Source organism: Rhodococcus sp. MPR-R1B (assembly GCF_058793255.1).
In genome coordinates, this window is the sequence record NZ_JBXAFO010000016.1 from 1 (window position 1) to 21301 (window position 21301).

A 21301-nucleotide genomic window follows, 5' to 3' on the forward strand; every position below is an offset into this window, starting at 1 on the left:
GGGCGGGAGAGGGCGTCTAACCGATAGCCTGGTACACCGATAGGCTTGTGCAGAGTATGCACGTCAACCAGGAGAGGCAGATGACGACCTCAGTTTCAACAACGCCCGTGGCCGAGAGCCGTAACGGCATCGACTTCAAAGTTGCAGATCTTTCGCTCGCGGAGTTCGGTCGCAAGGAAATCCGTCTGGCAGAGCACGAGATGCCCGGCCTCATGGCGCTTCGTCGCGAATACGCAGAGGTGTTGCCGCTCAAGGGCGCTCGCGTTTCCGGCTCGCTGCACATGACCATTCAGACCGCGGTGCTGATCGAGACGCTGACCGCGCTCGGCGCCGAGGTCCGCTGGGCTTCATGCAACATCTTCTCCACGCAGGATCACGCTGCCGCCGCCATCGTCGTCGGTCCGCACGGCACCCCGGAAGAGCCCAAGGGCGTTCCGGTTTTCGCCTGGAAGGGTGAAACCCTCGAAGAGTACTGGTGGGCAGCCGAGCAGATGCTGACCTGGCCGGGTGAGCCTGCCAACATGATTCTCGACGATGGCGGCGACGCCACCATGCTGGTGCTCAAGGGCGCACAGTTCGAGAAGGCCGGCGTCGTCCCGCCGACGGACGACGACCAGGATTCCGACGAGTACAAGGTCTTCCTTGCACTTCTGCGTCAGTCCCTCGAGTCCGACAAGGGCAAGTGGACGGCAATCGCCGAGTCCGTCCAGGGCGTCACCGAGGAGACCACCACGGGCGTTCTGCGCCTGTACCAGGTTGCCGCTGCCGGTGAACTCACGTTCCCCGCTATCAACGTCAACGACTCGGTCACCAAGAGCAAGTTCGACAACAAGTACGGCACGCGCCACTCGCTGCTCGACGGCATCAACCGCGGCACCGACGTTCTGATCGGCGGCAAGGCTGCGCTGGTCTGCGGTTACGGAGACGTCGGCAAGGGTTGTGCCGAGGCACTTCGCGGCCAGGGCGCTCGCGTCGCGGTCACCGAGGTCGACCCCATCAACGCCCTGCAGGCGCTCATGGACGGCTTCGAGGTCAAGACAGTCGAGCAGGCCATCGGCTGGGCCGACATCGTGATCACGTCCACCGGTAACAAGGACATCATCACGTTCGAGCACATGAAGGCCATGAAGCATCAGGCCATCCTGGGCAACATCGGTCACTTCGACAACGAGATCGACATGGCCGGCCTCGAGAAGTCCGGCGACGTCACGCGGATCAACATCAAGCCGCAGGTCGACGAGTTCACGTTCGCCGACGGCCACTCGATCATCGTGCTGTCCGAAGGCCGCCTGCTCAACCTCGGCAACGCGACGGGCCACCCGTCGTTCGTGATGAGCAACAGCTTCTCCAACCAGGTCATCGCGCAGATCGAACTGTGGACGAAGCCGGACGAGTACGACAACGAGGTCTACCGCCTCCCGAAGCACCTCGACGAGAAGGTCGCCAAGATCCACGTCGAGGCACTCGGTGGCACGCTGACCAAGCTCACGAAGGATCAGGCAGAGTACATCGGCGTCGACGTCGAAGGCCCGTACAAGCCCGAGCACTACCGCTACTGACCCGGTGATTCGTCGCTGAGGATGTAGCGTCCGCCGTCCCCCGGTCTGCGCAAGCAGGCCGGGGGATAGGCTTGTCCGCCGTGGGAACACTGGTGGCATTGGAAGGCCTCGACGGCGCTGGAAAGCGAACGTTGATCGGCAAAGTGGAGAGCGAACTCCGCCGCGGCGGCACGTCGATCGCGACTCTGGATTTTCCGCGGTACGGGAAGTCGATCCACGCAGATCTTGCTGCCGAGGCACTCAAAGGATCGCACGGAGACCTGGCTGAATCCGTGAACGCGATGGCAGTCCTGTTCGCCCTGGACCGCGCGGGTGCGGCGGATCGGATCTCGGACCTGTTGTCCGCCAACGACATTGTTCTCCTCGACCGCTACGTGGCGTCCAACGCCGCCTACAACGCGGCGCGCGCGCATCAGGGCGTGGACGGCGAGATGGTCGCCTGGGTCCGTGAATTGGAGTTGGGTCGACTCGCTCTTCCCGCTCCCGATCTGCAGTTGTACCTCGACGTGCCGGTAGCTCTGGCCGAGCAGCGTGCCCGCTCGCGTGAGGCCGAGGACGCGTCGCGTCAGCTCGACGCCTACGAGCGCGACGGCGGCCTGCAGGCCAGAACCGGTGAGCTCTACAAGCAGTTGGCAGCGACGGACTGGGTCTCGCCCTGGTGGATCGTGGGGCCGGAGACGGACCCGGGCGAACTGGCGCGCAGGCTCGCGGATTTCGCGTGATCGGTCACCCTTGCGGCCGGGATTCGAACTTTCCGGCACAGTAGAGGGAAAGACGCGGCACGCCGCACGGCCTCGTAACGGTCTGATTCATCGCTCCGAGATGCAACGATAGGGATATGAAACCAAGGATTCTGGTTGTCGACGACGACACGGCACTCGCCGAGATGCTCACGATCGTGCTGCGTGGTGAGGGTTTCGATCCCTACGTGGTAGGCGACGGAACCCTGGCGCTCGCGGCAGTGCGTGAGACCCGGCCCGACCTCGTCCTGCTCGATCTCATGCTTCCCGGAATGAACGGGATCGACGTATGCCGGGTTCTGCGTGCGGATTCCGGCGTGCCCATCGTGATGTTGACGGCCAAGACCGACACCGTCGACGTCGTGCTCGGCCTCGAATCCGGTGCGGACGACTACATCATGAAGCCGTTCAAGCCGAAGGAGCTGGTGGCGCGGGTGCGTGCTCGCCTGCGCCGTACGGAAGAGGAGCCGGCCGAGCTGCTGAGCATCGCCGACATCGTGATCGACGTTCCGGCACACAAGGTCAGCCGCGGCAGCGAGCAGATCTCGCTCACACCACTCGAATTCGACCTGCTGGTCGCATTGGCGCGCAAGCCGCGCCAGGTGTTCACCCGTGAAGTCCTCCTCGAGCAGGTGTGGGGATACCGCCACGCCGCCGACACCCGCCTGGTGAACGTGCACGTTCAGCGTTTGCGCGCCAAGGTAGAAACTGATCCCGAGAATCCCGAAGTGGTTCTGACGGTCAGGGGGGTCGGCTACAAGGCCGGACCGCCGTGAGCGGAGTTTCCAGGTGGCGTCGTCGTCTCAACCGACGGCTGACGCCATTTCTGCGGTGGTGTCACTCGATGAGCAACACCCTCGCGCACACGTGGCGACGCTCGCTCCAATTGCGAGTGGTCGTCTCGACTTTGACGTTGTCCTTGATCGTCATCGTCATTCTCGGTGTCGTGCTGACCAGCCAGATCACCGATCGGCTGTTGGAAACGAAGATCACCGCGGCGACCGAGGAAATGGACCGAGCCCGCGGCATCGTCGAAGACCAACTCGCGGGCGTCGACGATTCGACGGCGCTCAACGTTCAATTGGAAAGCGCTGCATCCGGACTGACGAGCCGTCGAAACCAGACCTCGGGCCAGGCCTCCGGGTCAGCCGGCACCTTCGACCCGGTGCTCATCGTGCCGGGGGACGGGCCGCGCCAGCCGACGAGTTCGGGACCGGTCGATCAGATCCCCGACAACCTTCGCGAGTTCGTCAAACGCGGCCAGATCAGTTACCAATTCGCGACGGTGTCCAACCCGAACGGTTACTCCGGACCCGCGCTGATCATCGGTAGCCCCACCGCGTCGTCGATATCGGGACTCGAGCTGTATCTGATCTTCCCGCTCGCCAGCGAAGACCGAAGTCTGTCTCTTGTTCGAAGCACCCTGCTGATCGGTGGAGCCGTGTTGCTGGTGCTCTTGGCGGCGATTTCGCTGTTGGTTGCCAGACAGGTCGTGCTTCCCATCCGATCGGCCTCGCGAATCGCAGTGCGTTTCGCAGACGGCCGACTCAAGGAACGAATGCCGGTCCGCGGCGAGGACGACATGGCGCGCCTGGCCATGTCCTTCAACGAGATGGCCGAGAGTCTGTCCAAGCAGATCACCCAGTTGGAGGAGTTCGGCAGCCTCCAGAAACGCTTCACCTCCGATGTCAGCCATGAACTGCGCACACCACTGACCACGGTCCGGATGGCCGCCGACCTGATCTACGACGGCAGCGAGAACCTCGACCCCATGCTGCGTCGGTCGTCGGAACTGCTTGTCGCCGAACTGGACAGGTTCGAAGGGCTTCTGGCGGACCTCCTCGAGATCTCCCGCCACGACGCCGGTGTCGCGGAACTTGCGTCCGAACAACTCGACGTCCGTATGTGTGCGCGAGCGGCCGTTTCCACGGTTCGCCATCTCGCCCGCGAATCCGGCACCGAACTGATCGTGGACATGCCCGACGAGCCGGTCATGGCAGATGTCGATCCGCGCCGCGTCGAACGCATCCTGCGAAATCTCCTGGCCAACGCCATCGACCACGGTGAGGGGAAGCCGATTCTGCTTCGCCTTCGCGCCGACGACAATGCCCTCGCCTTCATCGTCCGCGACAGTGGCGTCGGGTTGCGTCCGGGCGAGGAGAAGTTGGTCTTCAACCGGTTCTGGCGATCGGACCCGTCCCGCGTGCGCCGCAGTGGCGGCACCGGACTCGGCCTCGCGATCAGCGTCGAAGACGCGAATCTGCACGACGGCAAGCTCGAGGCCTGGGGCGAACCGGGAGTCGGCGCCTGCTTCCGGCTGACGCTCTCGCGCACCCGTGGCAAGAAAGTCGTGTCGAGCCCACTGCCTCTCAAGCCGACGACCACAAAGTTCGTCCGCACGCCGAGCGAAGCCGACATCGTCGCCGATACCGTCGGCGAGGTCACGTCGTCCCTGCCGACTCCGCGCGAATCGGACTCGCGGAACGAGTCCAACGGTGGGGATCGATCATGATCGGAACCCGCCGCCGTCTGGCACTTCTCGCAACAACGCTCAGCGTGCTGTTGCTGACCGGCGCGTGCGCGAGTTTGCCGGAATCCTCCTCGCCGCAGGCAATCGGAACTCTGGCAACCGCTGTGCCCGGAACCTCCGTCGAATCACCGGCCTCGGGGCGAGAGCCGGACCTGCTGGTACGTGACTTCGTCAAGGCGAGTACCGATCCGTCCAACCGGCACGCCGCAGCCCGTCAGTACCTGACCAAGGACGCTTCGGCGCGTTGGGACGACGCGGCAAGTGCTGTCATCGTCGACAAGGTCGATGTGCTCTCGGTTTCTCGAACCAGCACCGAAGCCGTCTACACGATTCGTGTGAACAAGGTCGGTCGCCTCGACCCGGGAGGACTGTACGTTCCCGAAGAGGGCAGCTTCGAAGCGAGGATGACCCTGGCGTTGACCGACGGCGAATGGCGGATCAGTGATCTGCCTCCCGGCGTGATCATGGAGCGTCCGCAGTTCCTCGGCGCTTACCAGCGGAAGTCGTTGTTCTTCCTCGACCCCACCAGCCAGACGGTCGTCCCCGATCTTCGCTGGATCTCCGGCGGGCAGGACCAGGTGGCGGCTCAGCTGATCGGTCTGATGATCGACGGACCGAAGGCAGCGCTGGCGCCGGCTGTGCGAAACGAACTGGGCAATGGCGTGTCGGTGATCGGTCCGATCACCAAGGCCGACGGTAAGCCGGGACAGGTCGGAGTCGGTCTCGGTGGTGTGCGCATCAACTTCCGCCTTGACAACCCGATGGATGCTGCTACTCGCGGTTTGTTTGCAGCACAGGTCATTTGGACGCTCGCCAACGCCGATGTGGCAGGGCCTTACGTTCTGGAGATCGACGGCGAACCGCTGGACGCGGCTCATGCCGACGGCTGGACCACCGCCGACGTCGCATCCACCAACCCACTGGCCACCACGAGTGCAACCGTCGGACTGCACGCACTGCGCAACGGTTCACTGGTGAGTGTCACCGAGCAAGAGGCGACTCCGGTGCCCGGTTTCGCGGGCAATGCGGGCAACCTCACGGCGGCTGCTCTCTCACGGGACGGCAAGTTGGTGGCAGCCGTCGCGGACACCGCTCGGCCGGATCCCGGCACAAGATTCGACTTGTCGCTCGGGACATACGGCGAAGGGTCCGTTCCGGTACTCGAAGGCAGCGCCATCACCAGGCCTTCGTGGGAGCTGGACAACAACGCGGTCTGGACGGCTGTGAACGGCAATACCGTCGTTCGGGTCGTCCGTGAACCAGGCACCGGCCGGGTGTCGGTCACCAACGTCGACGTCGGGGCCCTGACGTCGGTCGGTTCGACGATCTCGGAACTGCGTCTGTCGCGGGACGGCGTGCGAGCGGCGATGATCATCGACGGCAAGGTCTACCTGGCTGTGGTCGTGCGCACCGCCAGCGGGGTCTACGCCCTGACGAGTCCACGCGCAGTGGCGTCCGGCTTGGGCAGTACCGCGCTCTCACTCGACTGGAGCAACAGCGACACCATCGTAATCGCGCGCAGTGGAGCCGACATACCGGTCGTCCAGGTCGCGATCGACGGCTCACGAATGGACGCGCTGCCGAGTGGAAACCTGACCGCTCCCGTCACCTCCGTGGATGCATCGCCGACCACCGAGTACGTCGCCGACGCGCGTGCGGTGTTCCAACTGAACAACAACGACCCCGCCGGGGATCGCCGCTGGCGTGAGGTGACCGTGCTGACCGGACAGAAGGCGATTCCGGTTCTGCCTGGCTGACGTCTCTGCGCTCTGGTGAATGTCTGCGCTCTGATGCATGTCGGTGCTCAGGTTCATGATTCGGCCATGGGGGACAAGAAATTCGGTGCCGGTCTGCTCGACCTGCTGTTGCCACGCGAGTGTGGTGGGTGTGGCCGCTCGGGGACTCTGTGGTGCGGTGAGTGCGCGGAACTGCTGCGCGATCATCCGCTTCAACTGAGTCCGCGCGTGGATCCGGGCGTGCCCGTCTGGGCACTCGGCCGCTACGACGGCCCCAGGCGACGCAGTGTGATCGAGATGAAGGAACGGGGTCGTCGGGACCTCGCGATGCCTCTGGGGATCGCTGTGGCCGACGCGTTGGCCACTCTGGAACGGTGGGGCGAGCTCGGCAGCGGGGGTCGTCCGCCGATCGTGCTGGTGCCGGCTCCCACGCGCGCCCGAGCGGCGCGATCTCGCGGGGGTGATCCGGTTCGCCGGATAGCCGAAAGTATGCGCGGAAAGCGGGAAATTGGTTCTGTCGCGGGTCGTCCGGTACGTGTCTGTCCGATTCTCCGGATGACGCGAGGTGTACGTGACTCGGTGGGACTGTCCGCGGCCGACCGGGTGACCAACGTGAACGGTCATGTGTCTCTCGACACCACTGCGATCTCTTCGATTGCCGGGGACAGTGACATCGTCCTGCTCGACGACGTCCTCACCACGGGAGCGACTGCGGCAGAGTCGGTTCGGGCCCTCTCGCTCAGTGGGATTCGGACAACTCTCGTGCTTGTCCTTGCAGGGGCTTAGATGAATTTCGTTGGAACAGTGGCACTCGCGCGCGTTACGTACTAGCGTCGGCGGCACACCCGAAAATACTGGTAGGAGGTGGTACTTCGATACTGGTGCCGGGCGGATCCCCTCTCGGTACTTGCAGAATTTGCCGCCGCCCACCGTGGGGCGGGGCCGTAATTGGGAGGTACGAGTGACGACCCCTTCGCAAGCCTCGTTTTTCATCGAGGACGCCACCATCGAGCGTTCCGAGAATGCCGCAGCTCCGAGATCCGACGTCGTAGTCAAGGGACGAAATGTCGAGATCCCCGATCACTTCCGAATCTACGTTTCGGAAAAGCTGGCGCGACTCGAACACTTCGACCCCTCCATATTCCACTTCGACGTGGAACTCCAACATGAACGCAACCGACGACAGGCCAAGAGTTGCCAGCGCGTCGAGATCACCGCTCGAGGTAAAGGCCCGGTGGCCCGAGCCGAAGCGTCCGCAGACAGCTTCTACGCCGCCTTCGAATCGGTGATCGACAAGCTCGAGAGTCGCCTCCGTCGAACCAAGGACCGCAAGAAGGTCCATTACGGCGACAAGCGACCGGTGTCCGTCGCGGAGGCAACCGCCTCCCTCGTCGACGCAGACTCACTCGGAGTCACACCGGACATTTCGCTGAACGGTCAAGAGCCGGACGAGTACGACGGCCCGGGACGCGTGGTCCGCACGAAGGATCACCCGGCCGAGCCGATGACCATCGACGACGCTCTCTACGAGATGGAACTGGTCGGACACGACTTCTTTCTCTTCCATGACAAGGAGTCGGACAAGCCGTCCGTCGTCTACCGTCGTCACGCTTTCGACTACGGATTGATCCGCCTGACATGACCCAATCGGTGGTGGGTTTGCTCGCTCGCCGCCGGTAGCGCCTACCATGGAATCCGGCCGGAGTTTTCGGACCCCGGCCGGATTTTCAGTGTGTGACCCCCTGTCGCCGAAGATTGAGGACGAAGAAGACTGTGCCGTCGCTGTCGCTATCGAAGCTGCTCCGTGTTGGTGAAGGTCGCATGGTCAAGCGGCTCAAGCACATCGCCGAGCATGTGGAATCTCTGTCGCCCGATGTCGAAGGCCTGACAGACGAGCAACTCAAAGCCAAGACCACCGAGTTCCGTGAGCGCTATGCCGCCGGGGAAACTCTCGACGAGTTGCTGCCCGAGGCATTCTCGGTTGCCCGCGAGGCGTCGTGGCGCGTGATCGACCAGAAGCACTTCCACGTGCAGATCATGGGCGGCGCGGCCCTGCACTTCGGCAACGTCGCCGAGATGAAGACCGGTGAGGGCAAGACCCTGACCTGTGTTCTTCCGGCATACCTGAACGCGATCGCGGGTGACGGCGTCCACGTGGTGACGGTCAACGACTACCTCGCCAAGCGTGACTCCGAGTGGATGGGCCGCGTTCACCGCGCCCTCGGCCTCGAGACCAGTGTGATTCTCTCGGGCATGACGCCGGCCGAGCGCCGCGTCGCCTACGCAGCCGACATCACGTACGGCACCAACAACGAGTTCGGCTTCGACTACCTGCGCGACAACATGACGCATTCGTTGGACGACCTGGTCCAGCGTGGCCATGCGTTTGCCATCGTGGACGAGGTCGACTCGATCCTCATCGACGAAGCCCGAACCCCCCTCATCATCTCGGGCCCGGCCGACGGCTCCAGCAAGTGGTACAGCGAGTTCGCGCGCATCGCGCCGCTGCTGAAGAAGGACGTTCACTACGAGGTCGACATCCGCAAGCGCACCATCGGTGTGCACGAGGCGGGCGTCGAACTGGTCGAGGACCAGCTCGGTATCGACAACCTGTACGAAGCCGCGAATTCGCCGCTGGTGAGCTACTTGAACAACGCGATCAAGGCCAAGGAGCTCTACACCAAGGACAAGGACTACATCGTCCGCGACGGTGAGGTCATCATCGTCGACGAGTTCACCGGCCGCGTGCTGGTCGGCCGCCGCTACAACGAGGGCATGCACCAGGCGATCGAGGCCAAGGAGAAGGTGGAGATCAAGGCGGAGAACCAGACCCTTGCCACCATCACCCTGCAGAACTACTTCCGTCTGTACGACAAGTTGTCGGGCATGACGGGTACCGCCGAGACGGAAGCTGCCGAGCTTCACCAGACATACACGCTCGGTGTGATCCCGATCCCGACCAACCGTCCGATGGTCCGAGTCGACAACGGTGACCTCATCTACAAGACCGAGGAAGCCAAGTTCGACGCGGTGGTCGACGACGTCGTCGAGCGCCACGAGAACGGCCAGCCCGTCCTGATCGGTACCACCAGCGTCGAGCGCTCGGAGTACCTGTCCAAGCAGTTCACCAAGCGCGGCGTTGCCCACAACGTCCTCAACGCCAAGTTCCACGAGAAGGAAGCGACCATCATCGCCGAGGCCGGTCGCTCCGGCGCGGTCACCGTCGCGACCAACATGGCCGGCCGCGGTACCGACGTCGTGCTCGGTGGTAACCCGGACATCATCGCGGACATCGCGCTGCGCAAGAAGGGCCTCGACCCGGTCACGACGCCGGACGAGTACGAGGCAGCCTGGGACGCAGTCCTGGACGAGGTCAAGGCTGAGGTCAAGGCAGACGCCGAAAAGGTCCGCGATGCCGGCGGCCTGTACGTCCTGGGCACCGAGCGTCACGAATCGCGCCGAATCGACAATCAGTTGCGTGGTCGTTCCGGACGTCAGGGTGATCCCGGCGAATCGCGGTTCTACCTTTCGCTCGGTGACGAGCTCATGCGCCGCTTCAACGGTTCGGCACTCGAGTCGATCATGACGCGCCTGAACCTGCCCGACGACGTCCCGATCGAAGCCAAAATGGTCTCGAAGGCCATCAAGAGCGCTCAGACCCAGGTGGAGCAGCAGAACTTCGAAATTCGCAAGAATGTCCTCAAGTACGACGAGGTCATGAACCAGCAGCGAACGGTCATCTACAAGGAGCGCCGCCAGATCCTCGAGGGTGAGGACATGGAAGGCCAGGTCGAGCAGATGATCACTGACGTGGTCACCGCCTACGTCGACGGTGCCACCGCTGAGGGATACGTCGAGGACTGGGATCTCGAGCAGCTGTGGACGGCGCTGAAGACGCTGTACCCGGTCGGCATCGATCACAAGACGTTGGCAGGGGAGGACGGCGCAGGCATCAACAGTGACCTGAGCCGTGACGACCTGCGAACCGCTTTGCTCGAAGACGCCCACGCGGCGTACAAGAAGCGCGAAGCCGAGATCGATGCGATCGCCGGCGAAAACGGTATGCGTGAACTCGAGCGTCGTGTCTTCCTCTCGGTCCTGGACCGTAAGTGGCGTGAGCATCTCTACGAGATGGATTACCTCAAGGAGGGAATCGGTCTGCGCGCGATGGCCCAGCGCGATCCGCTGGTCGAGTACCAGCGCGAGGGTTACGACATGTTCATCGGCATGCTCGACGGATTGAAGGAAGAGTCCGTCGGATTCCTCTTCAACCTGCAGGTCGAGGCAGCTCCGGCGCAGCCCGCAAGTGGAATTTCCGTCACCGCGGGCTCTGCCGCCGCGGCGTCCGCCACGGCGCCCAAGCCGCTCCCCACGCAGGAGGCTGCGGCCAGGACAGCCGGAACTGCTGCCCCGACGGCTTTGCGCGCCAAGGGACTTGACGACGAAGGTCCGTCGCGTCTGACGTACACCGGCCCGGACGAGGACGGCAAGGCAAAGGCAACACGTGACTCGGCTGCCGACACCGGCGACGGTGCCGCCTCTCGTCGCGAACGTCGTGAAGCCGCACGGACGCAGTCGAAGAGCAATCGAGCTCCGAAGTCCAAGCGCAAGCGCTGAGGTATTAGCGCAGTCAGTACTCGGCAGGCTGGACGGTCACACCACGTGTAGTGCGGTGACCGTCCAGCCTGTTTCGTCTGTGTGGTCGATCCGGCCTGCGACGGCAAAAGTCTGCGTGCCTCGTGTGTACGTCGCACAGACTTCGGCGGTACTCTCCGACACTGCTTGAACGTGGGTGCGGTGAACCGCCGCGCCGCCCAGCTTCCGGGCCGAGGAATCCGAAGTGTAAAGTTGCGCAACAACTTCCAGGACGGACGGCGTCAACACGCCCTTGAGTTGCCGTGGATTTCGTCGTCGGTCGACGGTTTCGAGAACCAGACGTAGTGATCGGTTCCAGAAGATGTCGGCACCTACCAGCCGCGGTTCCGGAGCGTGAGTGAACCCGGTACTGGGCGACGTTCCGTTGTGTGGCGTCTTTCGCGGGCGACGCAGCATCCGGTCTGTTCGGCACTGCGTTCGGTCTGGCCGGCACTGTGGCCGCGACAGCACGACGGTATGCGGGTGAGGCTCGAATTGCGGCGCCGGCTCGAGAACGATCTTGCAGTCCTGCTCCATGACATCCCCCCGGATGATCCTGCGTCCGAGACAGCTGTCTCGGACTTCGCTCCCCCGAGCGATGGTGAGAAGCATGACACGAATCGCTCGAGATGTCGCCGTGATCACCATCGCGACTTAGGGTGATGGCGTGCGGGGACTTCTGTTGGATGTCGGTGGCGTGCTGTTCGGTCCGGGATCGGATCTCGACGGCTTGAGCGCGGTCGTGCGCGCGGTGAAGGCCCGCGGAATCGTGACGGGAATCGTCAGCAACGATCCCGGCGGCGCCAGTGCTCAGTGGTTGCGGGATCTCGGCGACGGGGTCTTGGTCGACGACGTGATCTTGTCCGGTGATGTCGAGATGGCAAAGCCCGACGCCGAGATCTATCTGTTGGCAGCGAGTCGTTTGGGCGTCGAGCCGGAGGATTTCGTTTTCGTGGATGATCTCGAAATCAACGTCCGGGCGGCTGTGGCCGTCGGGATGGTCGGGGTCCATCACGTCGGCTCGGAATCGACCATCGAGGAGTTGTCGATTCTGTTCGATCTCGGCGAAGGAGGGGACACGAAGCCATGGTGAACAGACTGACGACTCAGGATGCCGCTTTCTACTTCCTCGAAGCCGGGACGACGCCGATGCATGTCGGCTCGTTGGGGATCTTCAGGCAACTGCGAAACGGGATCGATCACGAGGAGTTGCTTCGACTTGTCGAAGAGCGGCTCGGATCGGTTCCGCGGTACCGACAGAGAGTTCGCGAGGTGGCGTTCGGTCTGGCCCGCCCCGTCTGGGTGGACGACTCGGATTTCGACATCACCTATCACGTACGCCGATCGGCTCTGCCCAAACCAGGTTCCGACGAACAGCTGATGGATCTGATCGCGCGGCTGACGTCGAGACCACTCGACAGCACGAGGCCGTTGTGGGAGATGTACCTGGTCGAGGGGCTGACCAGAAACAGATTTGCCATCTTCACGAAGTCTCATTCGTCGTTGGTGGACGGCGAGGCGGCTCCAGAGATCAGTCAGGTGATCTTCGATCCGGAGAAGAATCGAGCGCCAGGCCCCGAAGAATTGTGGATGCCCGCCAGGCCGCCGAGCGACACCAGCTTGTTGGTCAGTGCACTGGCAGATCTCGTGACGAGCCCGGGGGAGGGGATCGCGCGGGCGCGTGCAGCGTTCAACGACGTGACCACGTCCGTCACCGAGGCAGTGAGTGCACTCGGGAAGCTTGCAGAAGTGGTTCGAACGGCGACCCAGGTGGCCCCGTCGAGCCCGCTCAATGCCACCATCTCGCGCAATCGGCGCCTTGCGGTGGCCAAGACGTCTCTGGAGGACTATCGACGCATTCGTGCGCGGTACGGGTGCGAGATCAACGACGTGATCCTGACCGTCATCGCGGGTGCGATGCGGAACTGGTTGCTCTCGCGCGGTGAACCGGTGACCGAGGCGACCATCGTGCGAGCGATGGTGCCCATGTCGGTCTACACCGACGGCCCGGAGAGTCCTGACGTCGACGATCCGCAAGCGCCCGGACATGTTTCCTCGTTCCTCATCGACCTGCCTGTCGGTGAACCCAACGCGGTGGTTCGGCTCTCGCACGTGGCCCATGCGACGGAGGCATTCGCGCGTCAGGGTCGGCGGGTCACCGCGCAGACGATGGTGCGAATGTCCGGGTTTGCGCCGGCGACGCTGCATGCGATGAGCTCGCGTGCGGCCAGCAGTCTGTCGCAGCGAATGTTCAACTTGATGATCACCAATGCGCCAGGGCCGCAATTTCCGCTCTACCTCGGTGGGGCTCGGATGCTCGAGATGTATCCCGTGTCGCCACTACTCAAGAATCAGACACTCAGCATCGCCCTGACGTCGTACGACGGGAATGTCTACTACGGTTTGAATGCCGACCGTGACGCGATGTCGGACGTCGACGTCGTTCGTTCGCTGATCTTCGAGTCACTCGAGGAATTGACGGATGCGAGTCGGTGACGAACGAGCATGAAGGTGGTCTCATGAGGGTGTACGTACCGGCGACGGTCGAGATTTTGCAGCAGTTGGTCGCAGATCAGGAGTTCGACCCTATGAGCCGGACGGCTTTTGCGGTCACCCCGACTCTGCGTGAGTCGTACGCGGCGGGGGACGACGACGAGTTGGCCGAGGTCGCCATGGGTGAGGCTGCGCGTGCGTCGCTGCGGCTGATCGCCGGAACCGAGGGTGACGTCACCTTCCGGCGTGCTGTCGTTGCCGCCGACGTCGACGATGCCGATGTGAAGTTACGGCCCGATCTCGACGATTCGGTAGTCCGATTGGCGGGTCCTGTCACGATGGCTCAGGTTGCATCTGTGCATGTCGACCTCGAACAGGCAGAATCGGACATCGAGCGCGCTGCTGGCATAGTCGACGCGGCGGATCTCGGTGACGCCGATGCCGAGTTCACGCTCGGTGACGCGGAGGACCACGAGTTGGCGTGGTACGCCGCGCAGGAGTTGCCGTTCTTGCTCGACCTGCTGTGAATGTGCTTACCGTGAAGTAACCTACGGTACCGTAACCTGATAACCTACGGTACCGTAGGCAGTGGGTTCGGAAGGTGAGAGGTGGAGGTCTGATGGGTCTGAAGGACTGGATCGAGGCACCGGCAGCGTCGGTAGTTCCGGCAGCGCGGTCGAAGCTCAATCTGCTTCGCGGTGCGGCGGCTCGGCTGACCACACCATTGCTTCCCGACGACTATCTGCACCTCGCGAATCCGTTGTGGTCCGCGCGCGAGCTGCGCGGCCAGATCGTCGAAGTCCGGCCCGAGACCACGGACTCGGCGACCATCGTCATCAAGCCGGGTTGGGGATTCGACTTCAACTACCAGCCGGGGCAGTACATCGGCATCGGTCTGCATATCGACGGCCGTTGGCATTGGCGGTCGTACTCACTTACCTCGCCTCCCAACTGGGAGAACAAGCGCATTTCCATCGCGGTCAAGGCCATGCCCGAGGGCTTTCTCTCGAGCCACCTCGTCAGCGGGGCCGTGCCGTCGGGAACCATCGTTCGACTGGCCACGCCTTCGGGCAACTTCGCGTTGCCGGATCCGCCACCGGAGAAGATCCTGTTCATCACCGCCGGCAGTGGCATCACTCCGGTCATGGGCATGTTGCGGACGATGAACCGGCGCGGTCAATTGCCCGACGTCATGCACATCCACTCGGCTCCGACGGAATCCGACGTGATGTTCGCCGACGAACTCACAGCACTGCACGCCGAGCACGAGGACTTCGTGAGCCACGTTCAACTCACGCGACGTGACGGAAAGTTCAAACTCAGTTCTCTCGACACGGTCTGCCCCGACTGGCGCGAGCGCCACACCTGGGCGTGCGGACCCCTCCCGTTGCTCGACGAGCTCGAAGACGTCTGGAAGGCGGAAGGCATCGAGGATCGACTCCACATGGAGCGGTTCGCCGTATCGCGCATCGATGCTTCGGCCGACGGTGGCACGGTCACGTTCGAGAAGTCGGGTAAGACGATCACCGTCGACGGTGCGACGACGCTTCTGGAGGCAGGCGAGCAGTCCGGTGCCTTGATGCCGTTCGGTTGCCGCATGGGCATCTGCCAGACGTGTGTCGTACCTCTCGTTGCCGGCCACGCGATCGACCTACGCTCGGGAAAACAGCACGCGGAGGGCGAGCGCATCCAGACGTGCATCTCCGCCGCCGCCGGCGACTGTACGCTGGACGCATAGCTTCTAGGCACACGGAGGACCACGGTGGCCATCACCGATATCAAAGAGTTTTCGCACCTCACCGAGGCCGATGTCGAAGCTCTCGGACGTGAACTCGATCAGATTCGACTCGACATCGAAGACTCTCGTGGGATCCGGGACGCCCGCTACATTCGTCGCGTCATTCGCGTCCAGCGGGCGTTGGAGCTCGGCGGGCGTATCGCGTTGTTCGGCAGTCGGTACCGACCGGCATGGTTGGTCGGCACGACCCTGCTGAGCCTGTCGAAGATCATCGAGAACATGGAGCTCGGGCATAACGTCATGCACGGGCAATGGGACTGGATGAACGATCCCGAGATTCACTCCGTCTCGTGGGAGTGGGATCAGACCGGTCCTTCCGAGCATTGGAAGCGCGCCCACAACTACCAGCACCACACGTACACCAACGTCGTCGGTATGGATGAGGATCTCGGTTTCGGGATTCTGCGTATGACTCGTGACGAGCCGTGGAAGCCGATCAACCTCTTCCAACCGATCGCCAACGTGATCTTGGCGGCCACGTTCGAGTGGGGCATCGCGCTGCACGACCTCACGGCGGCAGCCGAGTTGGAGGGCGCGGAAAAGGGGCAGCTGAACTCGCAGGCGAACAAAGACTTCGCGCGCAAGATCTTTCGTCAGGTGGGTAAGGACTTCATCTTGTTCCCGGCGCTGACGGGGCCGGCGTGGAAGTCGACCATGTCGGCCAATGCGACCGCGAACCTCGTGCGCAACCTTTGGGCGTACGTCGTCATCTTCTGTGGCCACTTCCCGGACGGTGCCGAGAAGTTCACGGTTGCCGAATTCGAGCAGGAGACTCGTCACGAGTGGTACCTGCGCCAGATGCTCGGTAGTGCGAACTTCAATTCCGGCAAGCTCATGGGACTCATGAGCGGCAATCTGAGCTACCAGATCGAGCACCACGTGTTTCCTGATCTGCCGAGCAACCGCTATCCCGAAATCGCTGTGAAGATGCGTGCGTTGTGCGAGAAGTTCGATCTCCCGTACACCACCGGTTCGCTCTTCAAGCAGTATCTTCTGGCTCTGCGTACCATCCACAAGTTGGCTTTGCCGGACAAGTGGCTGACCGCAACCTCGGACAATGCTCCGGAAACGTCTTCGGAACTGCGGTTCCGCGACTCGGGATTCCGGGACGCAGCCATGGCGATGGTCGAGGACCTTCGTACCGATCCGATCACCGGTAAGCGTCTCGGTTTGTTGACCGCACTCAAGTCGCAGGCCCGTTCCCGAATGCCGAAGCGCCGGAAGTGATATAGGTTACATCGGGAAAAACCTAACCTACGGTGCCGTAAGTTACGCTACAGTAGGTGCAGTTGATCTGAACGATTCGAATCGATGATCGTTCTGCACTTACTACTTTGCGCCTAACTCACTGCTAGGAGGCTTTCCATGGCGATTGCAGATGTCAAGGAATACGCACATCTCACGGACGCCGACATCGAGGCGCTCGGCCGCGAACTCGACGCGATTCGTCGCGACATCGAGGAGTCGCGCGGCGAGAAGGATGCGCGATACGTGCGCAACGTCATTCGTCTGCAGCGTTCGCTCGAAATCGGCGGCCGCGCAGTGCTTTTCGCCAGCCGTCGTCGTCCGGCGTGGCTCGCCGGAGTTGGCCTGCTGACGCTCTCGAAGATCATCGAGAACATGGAACTCGGGCACAACGTGATGCACGGGCAGTGGGACTGGATGAACGACCCGGAGATTCACTCCACCTCGTGGGAGTGGGACGTCACCGGCCCGTCTGCGCATTGGAAGCAGACCCACAACTACCTGCATCACAAGTACACCAACGTCCTCGGAATGGACGACGACGTCGGATACGGACTCCTCCGCGTCACCCGCGATCAGCGCTGGAAGCCCTTCAACGCCGGCAACCTGGTCTACAACACGCTGCTCGCGCTGTTCTTCGAGTACGGCATCGCCGCTCAGCACCTCGAGCTCGGCAAGGTGGCCAAGGGCCGCGCCGACAAGGAAGAGACGCAGCGCAAGCTCCGTGAGGTCGGCGAGAAGATCGGCAAGCAGGTCCTGCGCGACTACGTCATCTACCCAGCCATCACCGGCCCGGCGTGGAAGAGCACGTTGTCGGCCAACTTCACCGCCAACACTCTGCGGAACGTGTGGACCAACGCGGTCATCTTCTGCGGCCACTTCCCGGACGGTGCCGAGAAGTTCACCAAGGAAGACATCGACAAGGAAACGCAGGCTCAGTGGTACCTGCGTCAGATGCTCGGCAGCGCCAACATCGAGGGCAGCGCGCTCATGGACTTCATGACGGGCAACCTGAGCTACCAGATCGAGCACCACCTGTTCCCCGATCTGCCCAGCAACCGCTACAAGGACATCGCGGTCACGGTGCGTCAGCTCGCGGACAAGTACGACTTGCCGTACACGACGGGCCCACTTGCCGTGCAGTACGCCAAGTCCTGGCGAACCATCGCCAAGCTGTCGCTGCCCAACAAGTACCTCAAGGACACCGTCGACAATGCGCCCGAGACGGCGTCGGAGCGGATGTTCGACGGCGAACTGACCTCGACTGTCGATCCCGTGACCGGGCGTCGCAGTGGCCTCAAGAGCGCCATCGCACGTAAGCGCAAGAGCGGAAAGCTGCGCAGCCTCCTCGGCCTGCGCTGATCGTCGACTGCGCTGACCGTAGACAGCAAGCGGCCCGACACCATTCGATGGTGTCGGGCCGCTTTGCTGTTCTCGCCCGGAACGTCGCTCGGGGGCGCTCAGTACTGATCGTTGGACTTGATCGCTTCCAGCAGTTGTCGCACAGCGACGACGCGTCGAGCTGATTTGCCCTCCAGCAGGTCGAGCTTGCATTCGGGATCTGCCGGCGGTCCGAGGTGCGTGCATCCGCGCGGGCAATCCTCGATCGCCGCAGCGAGATCCGAGAACGCCGCCACCACGTTCTCGGGCGAGATGTGCGCCAGACCGAACGAACGGATGCCCGGGGTGTCGATCACCCAGCCGCCACCGGCGAGCGGGAGTGCCACCGATTGCGTCGACGTGTGCCGGCCCTTGCCGACGCCGGATACGATGCCGACCGCTCGATTGGCATCGGGGACAAGGCGATTGACCAGTGTCGACTTTCCGACGCCGGAATGTCCGATCAGGGCGGTCAACTTGTGCTCGAGGATCTGCGTCAGTTCGTCCAGGGGATCGTCGCGACCGGCGACGACCACTTGGATGTCGAGGTCGGCGAACGTGCTCGCGAATTCCTCCGGCGGTTCGAGGTCGCTCTTGGTCAGGCAGACGATCGGCGTCAGGCCACCCACGTAGGCGGCGACCAGTGCGCGCTCGACGAAGCCGGTGCGCGGTGGGGGATCGGCGAGTGCCACGACGATGAGAAGCTGCTCCGCGTTCGCGACGACGATACGTTCGAAGGGATCGGTGTCGTCGGCGGTCCGTCGCAGAACCGTCGAACGCTCGGAGACCCGGACGATGCGCGCCAGGGTGTCGGTTTTGCCCGACAGATCGCCGACTATGTCCACCTGATCGCCGACGACGATGGGGGTTCGGCCAAGTTCGCGGGCGCGCATCGTGACGATCAGCCGGTCGGGATCGCCGCCGAGGACGCAACCCCAACGGCCACGATCCTTCGACACCACCATCCCCGATTCGGCCGAGAGATGTTCGGGCCGAGTCTTCGTACGGGGGCGGGATCCGCGCCCGGGGCGTACCCGGACGTCGGACTCGTCGTACTGCCGCGGACTCAGAAGCTTGCCTTCGGTGTCGCCGGCGAACTCTCGAGCATGTCGATCCACATGTTCTCGAAGCCCGGCAGTGTCTTGGCCGTGGTTCCGACATCGTCGACCTCGACACCGTCGACGACCAGGCCGATGATGGCGCCGGCTGTTGCCATGCGGTGGTCGGCATACGAGAGCCATTGTCCGCCATGGAGTTCCGCGGGAACGATCGTCAGGCCGTCATCGGTTTCGGTGACGGAGCCGCCGAGTTTGTTGATCTCGTCGGCGAGGGCGGCGAGACGGTCTGTCTCGTGCCCGCGCAGGTGCGCGATTCCTCGTAGATGCGAGGTGCCCTCGGCGAGGGCCGCCAGGGCCGCCACGGTGGGGGTCAGCTCTCCCACGTCGTGGAGGTCGATGTCGATGCCGCGCAGTTTCTCCGGGCCGCGGACGGTCAGGACACCATCGGCGAGAGTGACGTCGGCCCCCATCGAGGCGAGGATCCCGCGGATCGCGTCGCCGGGTTGCGTCGTCGACGACGGCCACATCGGGACGCTGACGGTTCCGCCGGTCACTGCGGCAGCGGCCAGGAACGGTGTGGCGTTGGAGAGATCGGGTTCGATCGCCCAGTCCACGGCGCGCACCGGCCCCGGTGCCACACGCCAGGTGTCCGCGTCACCGCCCGTGGCCGGCGTCGTCACGGAAACTCCGGCCTCGCGGAGCATCTCGACGGTCATGTCGATGTGTGGCATGGACGGGACAGGCTTGCCGTCGTGGTGAACGGTGACACCCTCTTCGAACGCAGCAGCCGAGAGCAGGAGACCGGAGACGAACTGCGACGAACCGGATGCGTCGATGGTGACCGTCCCGCCGCGTAGGGACCCGGTTCCGGTGACGGTGAACGGGAGTGCGTCACCCTCGATCCGAGCGCCGAGACCGCGCAGTGCTTCCAAGATGGTGCCGAGCGGTCGTGTGCGTGCTTGCTCGTCGCCGTCGAAGTGGACGATGCCGTCGGCCATCGCGGCGAGTGGCGGCAGGAAGCGCATCACGGTGCCGGCCAGGCCGCAGTCGACCTCGCCGCCGCGCAGGGGTCCAGGGGTGATGCGAAGCGTGGTCGCATCACCGGCTTCCTCGACGCCGATGCCGAGGTCACGCAGAGCTGCGATCATCAGGTCGGCGTCACGGCTGCGGAGTGCACCGGTGATCGTGGACGGGCCATCCGCAAGTGCGGCCAGAATCAGAGCTCGATTGGTGATGGACTTGGATCCGGGCAGCGTCACCACTGCATCGACGGGTGCTTGGGCCCTCGGGGCGCTCCACAGACTCAGACTCACATGGTCCATCTTCTCTCATCGGTGGGGGAATGGTCGAAACCGTGCCACCCTGGGTGTCATGTGCGGAAGGTATGCGACCACAGCGGACCCGGCCACCCTGGCGGTGGAACTCGATGCGCTCGACGAGACCGACCACTCGGCGCCCGTCGAAGCCGACTACAACGTGGCCCCCACGACCGAGGTGTTGACTGTCGTCGAACGCCACGATCGGGAGAACCCCGACAGCGATCCGACCAAGAGGATTCGGCGGATGCGGTGGGGATTGGTGCCGTCGTGGACCAAGGAACTGGGCAAAGGCCCGGTCCTGTTCAACGCCCGCGCCGATTCGCTGGCGGAGAAGCCGGCGTTTCGGACCGCCTTCAAGTTCAAGCGTTGCCTGGTCCCCATGGACGGGTGGTACGAGTGGCAGACCGAGGCCACCGGCGGGAAGAAGGCAGCGAAGATTCCTTACTACATGCACCCCGACGACGGATCACGGCTGTTCATGGCGGGCGTGTGGTCTGCCTGGCGGGACCCGAGGGTCGAGAACGCGAGCCCCGTCCTGAGCTGCTCGATCGTCACGGTCGACTCTCTCGGTCACCTCGAGCAGGTTCACGACCGCATGCCCCTCGCCCTGCCTCGTGACCGCTGGGAGGCGTGGCTCGATCCCGACAACACCGTCGATTCGGCCCTGCTCGAGCCGGTACCGGACCTCTTCGAGCGGATCGAGGTCGATCGAGTCCGGCCGCTGGTCAACAGTGTCAAGAACAACGGACACGAGTTGATCGAGCCGGACGTCGACCGTGCCGGCGAGCAGATCAGCCTGCTCTAGTGG

General features: G+C 63.5%; 18 protein-coding genes. 15 read left to right on the forward strand and 3 right to left on the reverse strand.

Annotated features, from left to right (window positions below):
• Positions 1–80 precede the first annotated feature (80 nt).
• The 8 genes from ahcY to secA all read left to right on the forward strand — a co-directional run bounded on the left by ahcY (position 81) and on the right by secA (position 11182).
• On the forward strand, positions 81–1559 hold the full coding sequence (gene ahcY, locus AC1Q61_RS21110; protein WP_003940766.1) for an adenosylhomocysteinase: 1479 nt from the start codon (positions 81–83) through the stop codon (positions 1557–1559).
• An 80-nt stretch (positions 1560–1639) separates the two neighbouring features.
• Positions 1640–2281: a dTMP kinase gene (locus AC1Q61_RS21115; protein WP_007731190.1), complete on the forward strand. Its 642-nt coding sequence runs from the start codon at positions 1640–1642 to the stop codon at positions 2279–2281.
• A 116-nt stretch (positions 2282–2397) separates the two neighbouring features.
• On the forward strand, positions 2398–3075 hold the full coding sequence (mtrA, locus tag AC1Q61_RS21120) for an MtrAB system response regulator MtrA (protein WP_003941013.1): 678 nt from the start codon (positions 2398–2400) through the stop codon (positions 3073–3075).
• Positions 3072–4811, forward strand: a complete 1740-nt coding sequence (gene mtrB / locus AC1Q61_RS21125) for an MtrAB system histidine kinase MtrB (RefSeq protein ID WP_019747781.1) — start codon at positions 3072–3074, stop codon at positions 4809–4811. Before mtrA ends, mtrB begins: the two co-directional genes overlap by 4 nt.
• The gene (gene lpqB, locus AC1Q61_RS21130; protein ID WP_003940768.1) at positions 4808–6586 is read left to right on the forward strand and encodes an MtrAB system accessory lipoprotein LpqB; all 1779 of its coding nucleotides are present in this window, start codon (positions 4808–4810) and stop codon (positions 6584–6586) included. Before mtrB ends, lpqB begins: the two co-directional genes overlap by 4 nt.
• Positions 6587–6619: 33 nt before the next feature.
• Positions 6620–7351: a ComF family protein gene (locus AC1Q61_RS21135; protein ID WP_003940811.1), complete on the forward strand. Its 732-nt coding sequence runs from the start codon at positions 6620–6622 to the stop codon at positions 7349–7351.
• Positions 7352–7526: 175 nt separating this feature from the next.
• Complete coding sequence (hpf, locus tag AC1Q61_RS21140) at positions 7527–8207, forward strand: ribosome hibernation-promoting factor, HPF/YfiA family (RefSeq protein WP_003940893.1); 681 nt, start codon at positions 7527–7529, stop codon at positions 8205–8207.
• A 131-nt stretch (positions 8208–8338) separates the two neighbouring features.
• On the forward strand, positions 8339–11182 hold the full coding sequence (secA, locus tag AC1Q61_RS21145; RefSeq protein ID WP_007731191.1) for a preprotein translocase subunit SecA: 2844 nt from the start codon (positions 8339–8341) through the stop codon (positions 11180–11182).
• 36 nt (positions 11183–11218) lie between these two features.
• Here the strand turns inward: secA and AC1Q61_RS21150 are convergent, their stop codons facing one another.
• Positions 11219–11848 (reverse strand): Rv3235 family protein, encoded by a 630-nt coding sequence (locus tag AC1Q61_RS21150; RefSeq protein WP_042922160.1) that lies wholly within the window; start codon positions 11846–11848, stop codon positions 11219–11221.
• Between the two features lie 19 nt (positions 11849–11867).
• On the opposite strand from AC1Q61_RS21150, the gene AC1Q61_RS21155 reads away from it, so the two are divergent.
• From AC1Q61_RS21155 to AC1Q61_RS21180, 6 genes are all read left to right on the forward strand, one after another.
• Positions 11868–12293: an HAD-IA family hydrolase gene (locus AC1Q61_RS21155; protein WP_003940859.1), complete on the forward strand. Its 426-nt coding sequence runs from the start codon at positions 11868–11870 to the stop codon at positions 12291–12293.
• Positions 12287–13696: a WS/DGAT/MGAT family O-acyltransferase gene (locus tag AC1Q61_RS21160; protein ID WP_007731194.1), complete on the forward strand. Its 1410-nt coding sequence runs from the start codon at positions 12287–12289 to the stop codon at positions 13694–13696. The genes AC1Q61_RS21155 and AC1Q61_RS21160 overlap by 7 nt, the downstream gene beginning before the upstream one ends.
• A gap of 23 nt (positions 13697–13719) precedes the next feature.
• Positions 13720–14220, forward strand: coding sequence for a DUF6912 family protein (locus AC1Q61_RS21165; protein ID WP_030535010.1), 501 nt, complete (start codon positions 13720–13722; stop codon positions 14218–14220).
• 92 nt (positions 14221–14312) lie between these two features.
• On the forward strand, positions 14313–15431 hold the full coding sequence (locus tag AC1Q61_RS21170; RefSeq protein WP_003940928.1) for a ferredoxin reductase: 1119 nt from the start codon (positions 14313–14315) through the stop codon (positions 15429–15431).
• A gap of 24 nt (positions 15432–15455) precedes the next feature.
• Positions 15456–16718 (forward strand): fatty acid desaturase family protein, encoded by a 1263-nt coding sequence (locus AC1Q61_RS21175; protein ID WP_003940901.1) that lies wholly within the window; start codon positions 15456–15458, stop codon positions 16716–16718.
• A 138-nt stretch (positions 16719–16856) separates the two neighbouring features.
• Positions 16857–18098 (forward strand): fatty acid desaturase family protein, encoded by a 1242-nt coding sequence (locus AC1Q61_RS21180; RefSeq protein ID WP_003940700.1) that lies wholly within the window; start codon positions 16857–16859, stop codon positions 18096–18098.
• A gap of 98 nt (positions 18099–18196) precedes the next feature.
• Here the strand turns inward: AC1Q61_RS21180 and rsgA are convergent, their stop codons facing one another.
• Both rsgA and aroA read right to left on the reverse strand, forming a co-directional pair.
• Positions 18197–19234, reverse strand: a complete 1038-nt coding sequence (rsgA, locus tag AC1Q61_RS21185; RefSeq protein ID WP_007731200.1) for a ribosome small subunit-dependent GTPase A — start codon at positions 19232–19234, stop codon at positions 18197–18199.
• Positions 19183–20496 carry a 3-phosphoshikimate 1-carboxyvinyltransferase gene (aroA, locus tag AC1Q61_RS21190; protein WP_042922161.1) on the reverse strand — a complete coding sequence of 438 codons (1314 nt, stop codon included), beginning with the start codon at positions 20494–20496 and terminating at the stop codon, positions 19183–19185. The genes rsgA and aroA overlap by 52 nt, the downstream gene beginning before the upstream one ends.
• A 49-nt stretch (positions 20497–20545) precedes the next feature.
• On the opposite strand from aroA, the gene AC1Q61_RS21195 reads away from it, so the two are divergent.
• Positions 20546–21298 (forward strand): SOS response-associated peptidase, encoded by a 753-nt coding sequence (locus AC1Q61_RS21195; protein WP_064112594.1) that lies wholly within the window; start codon positions 20546–20548, stop codon positions 21296–21298.
• Positions 21299–21301 lie beyond the last annotated feature (3 nt).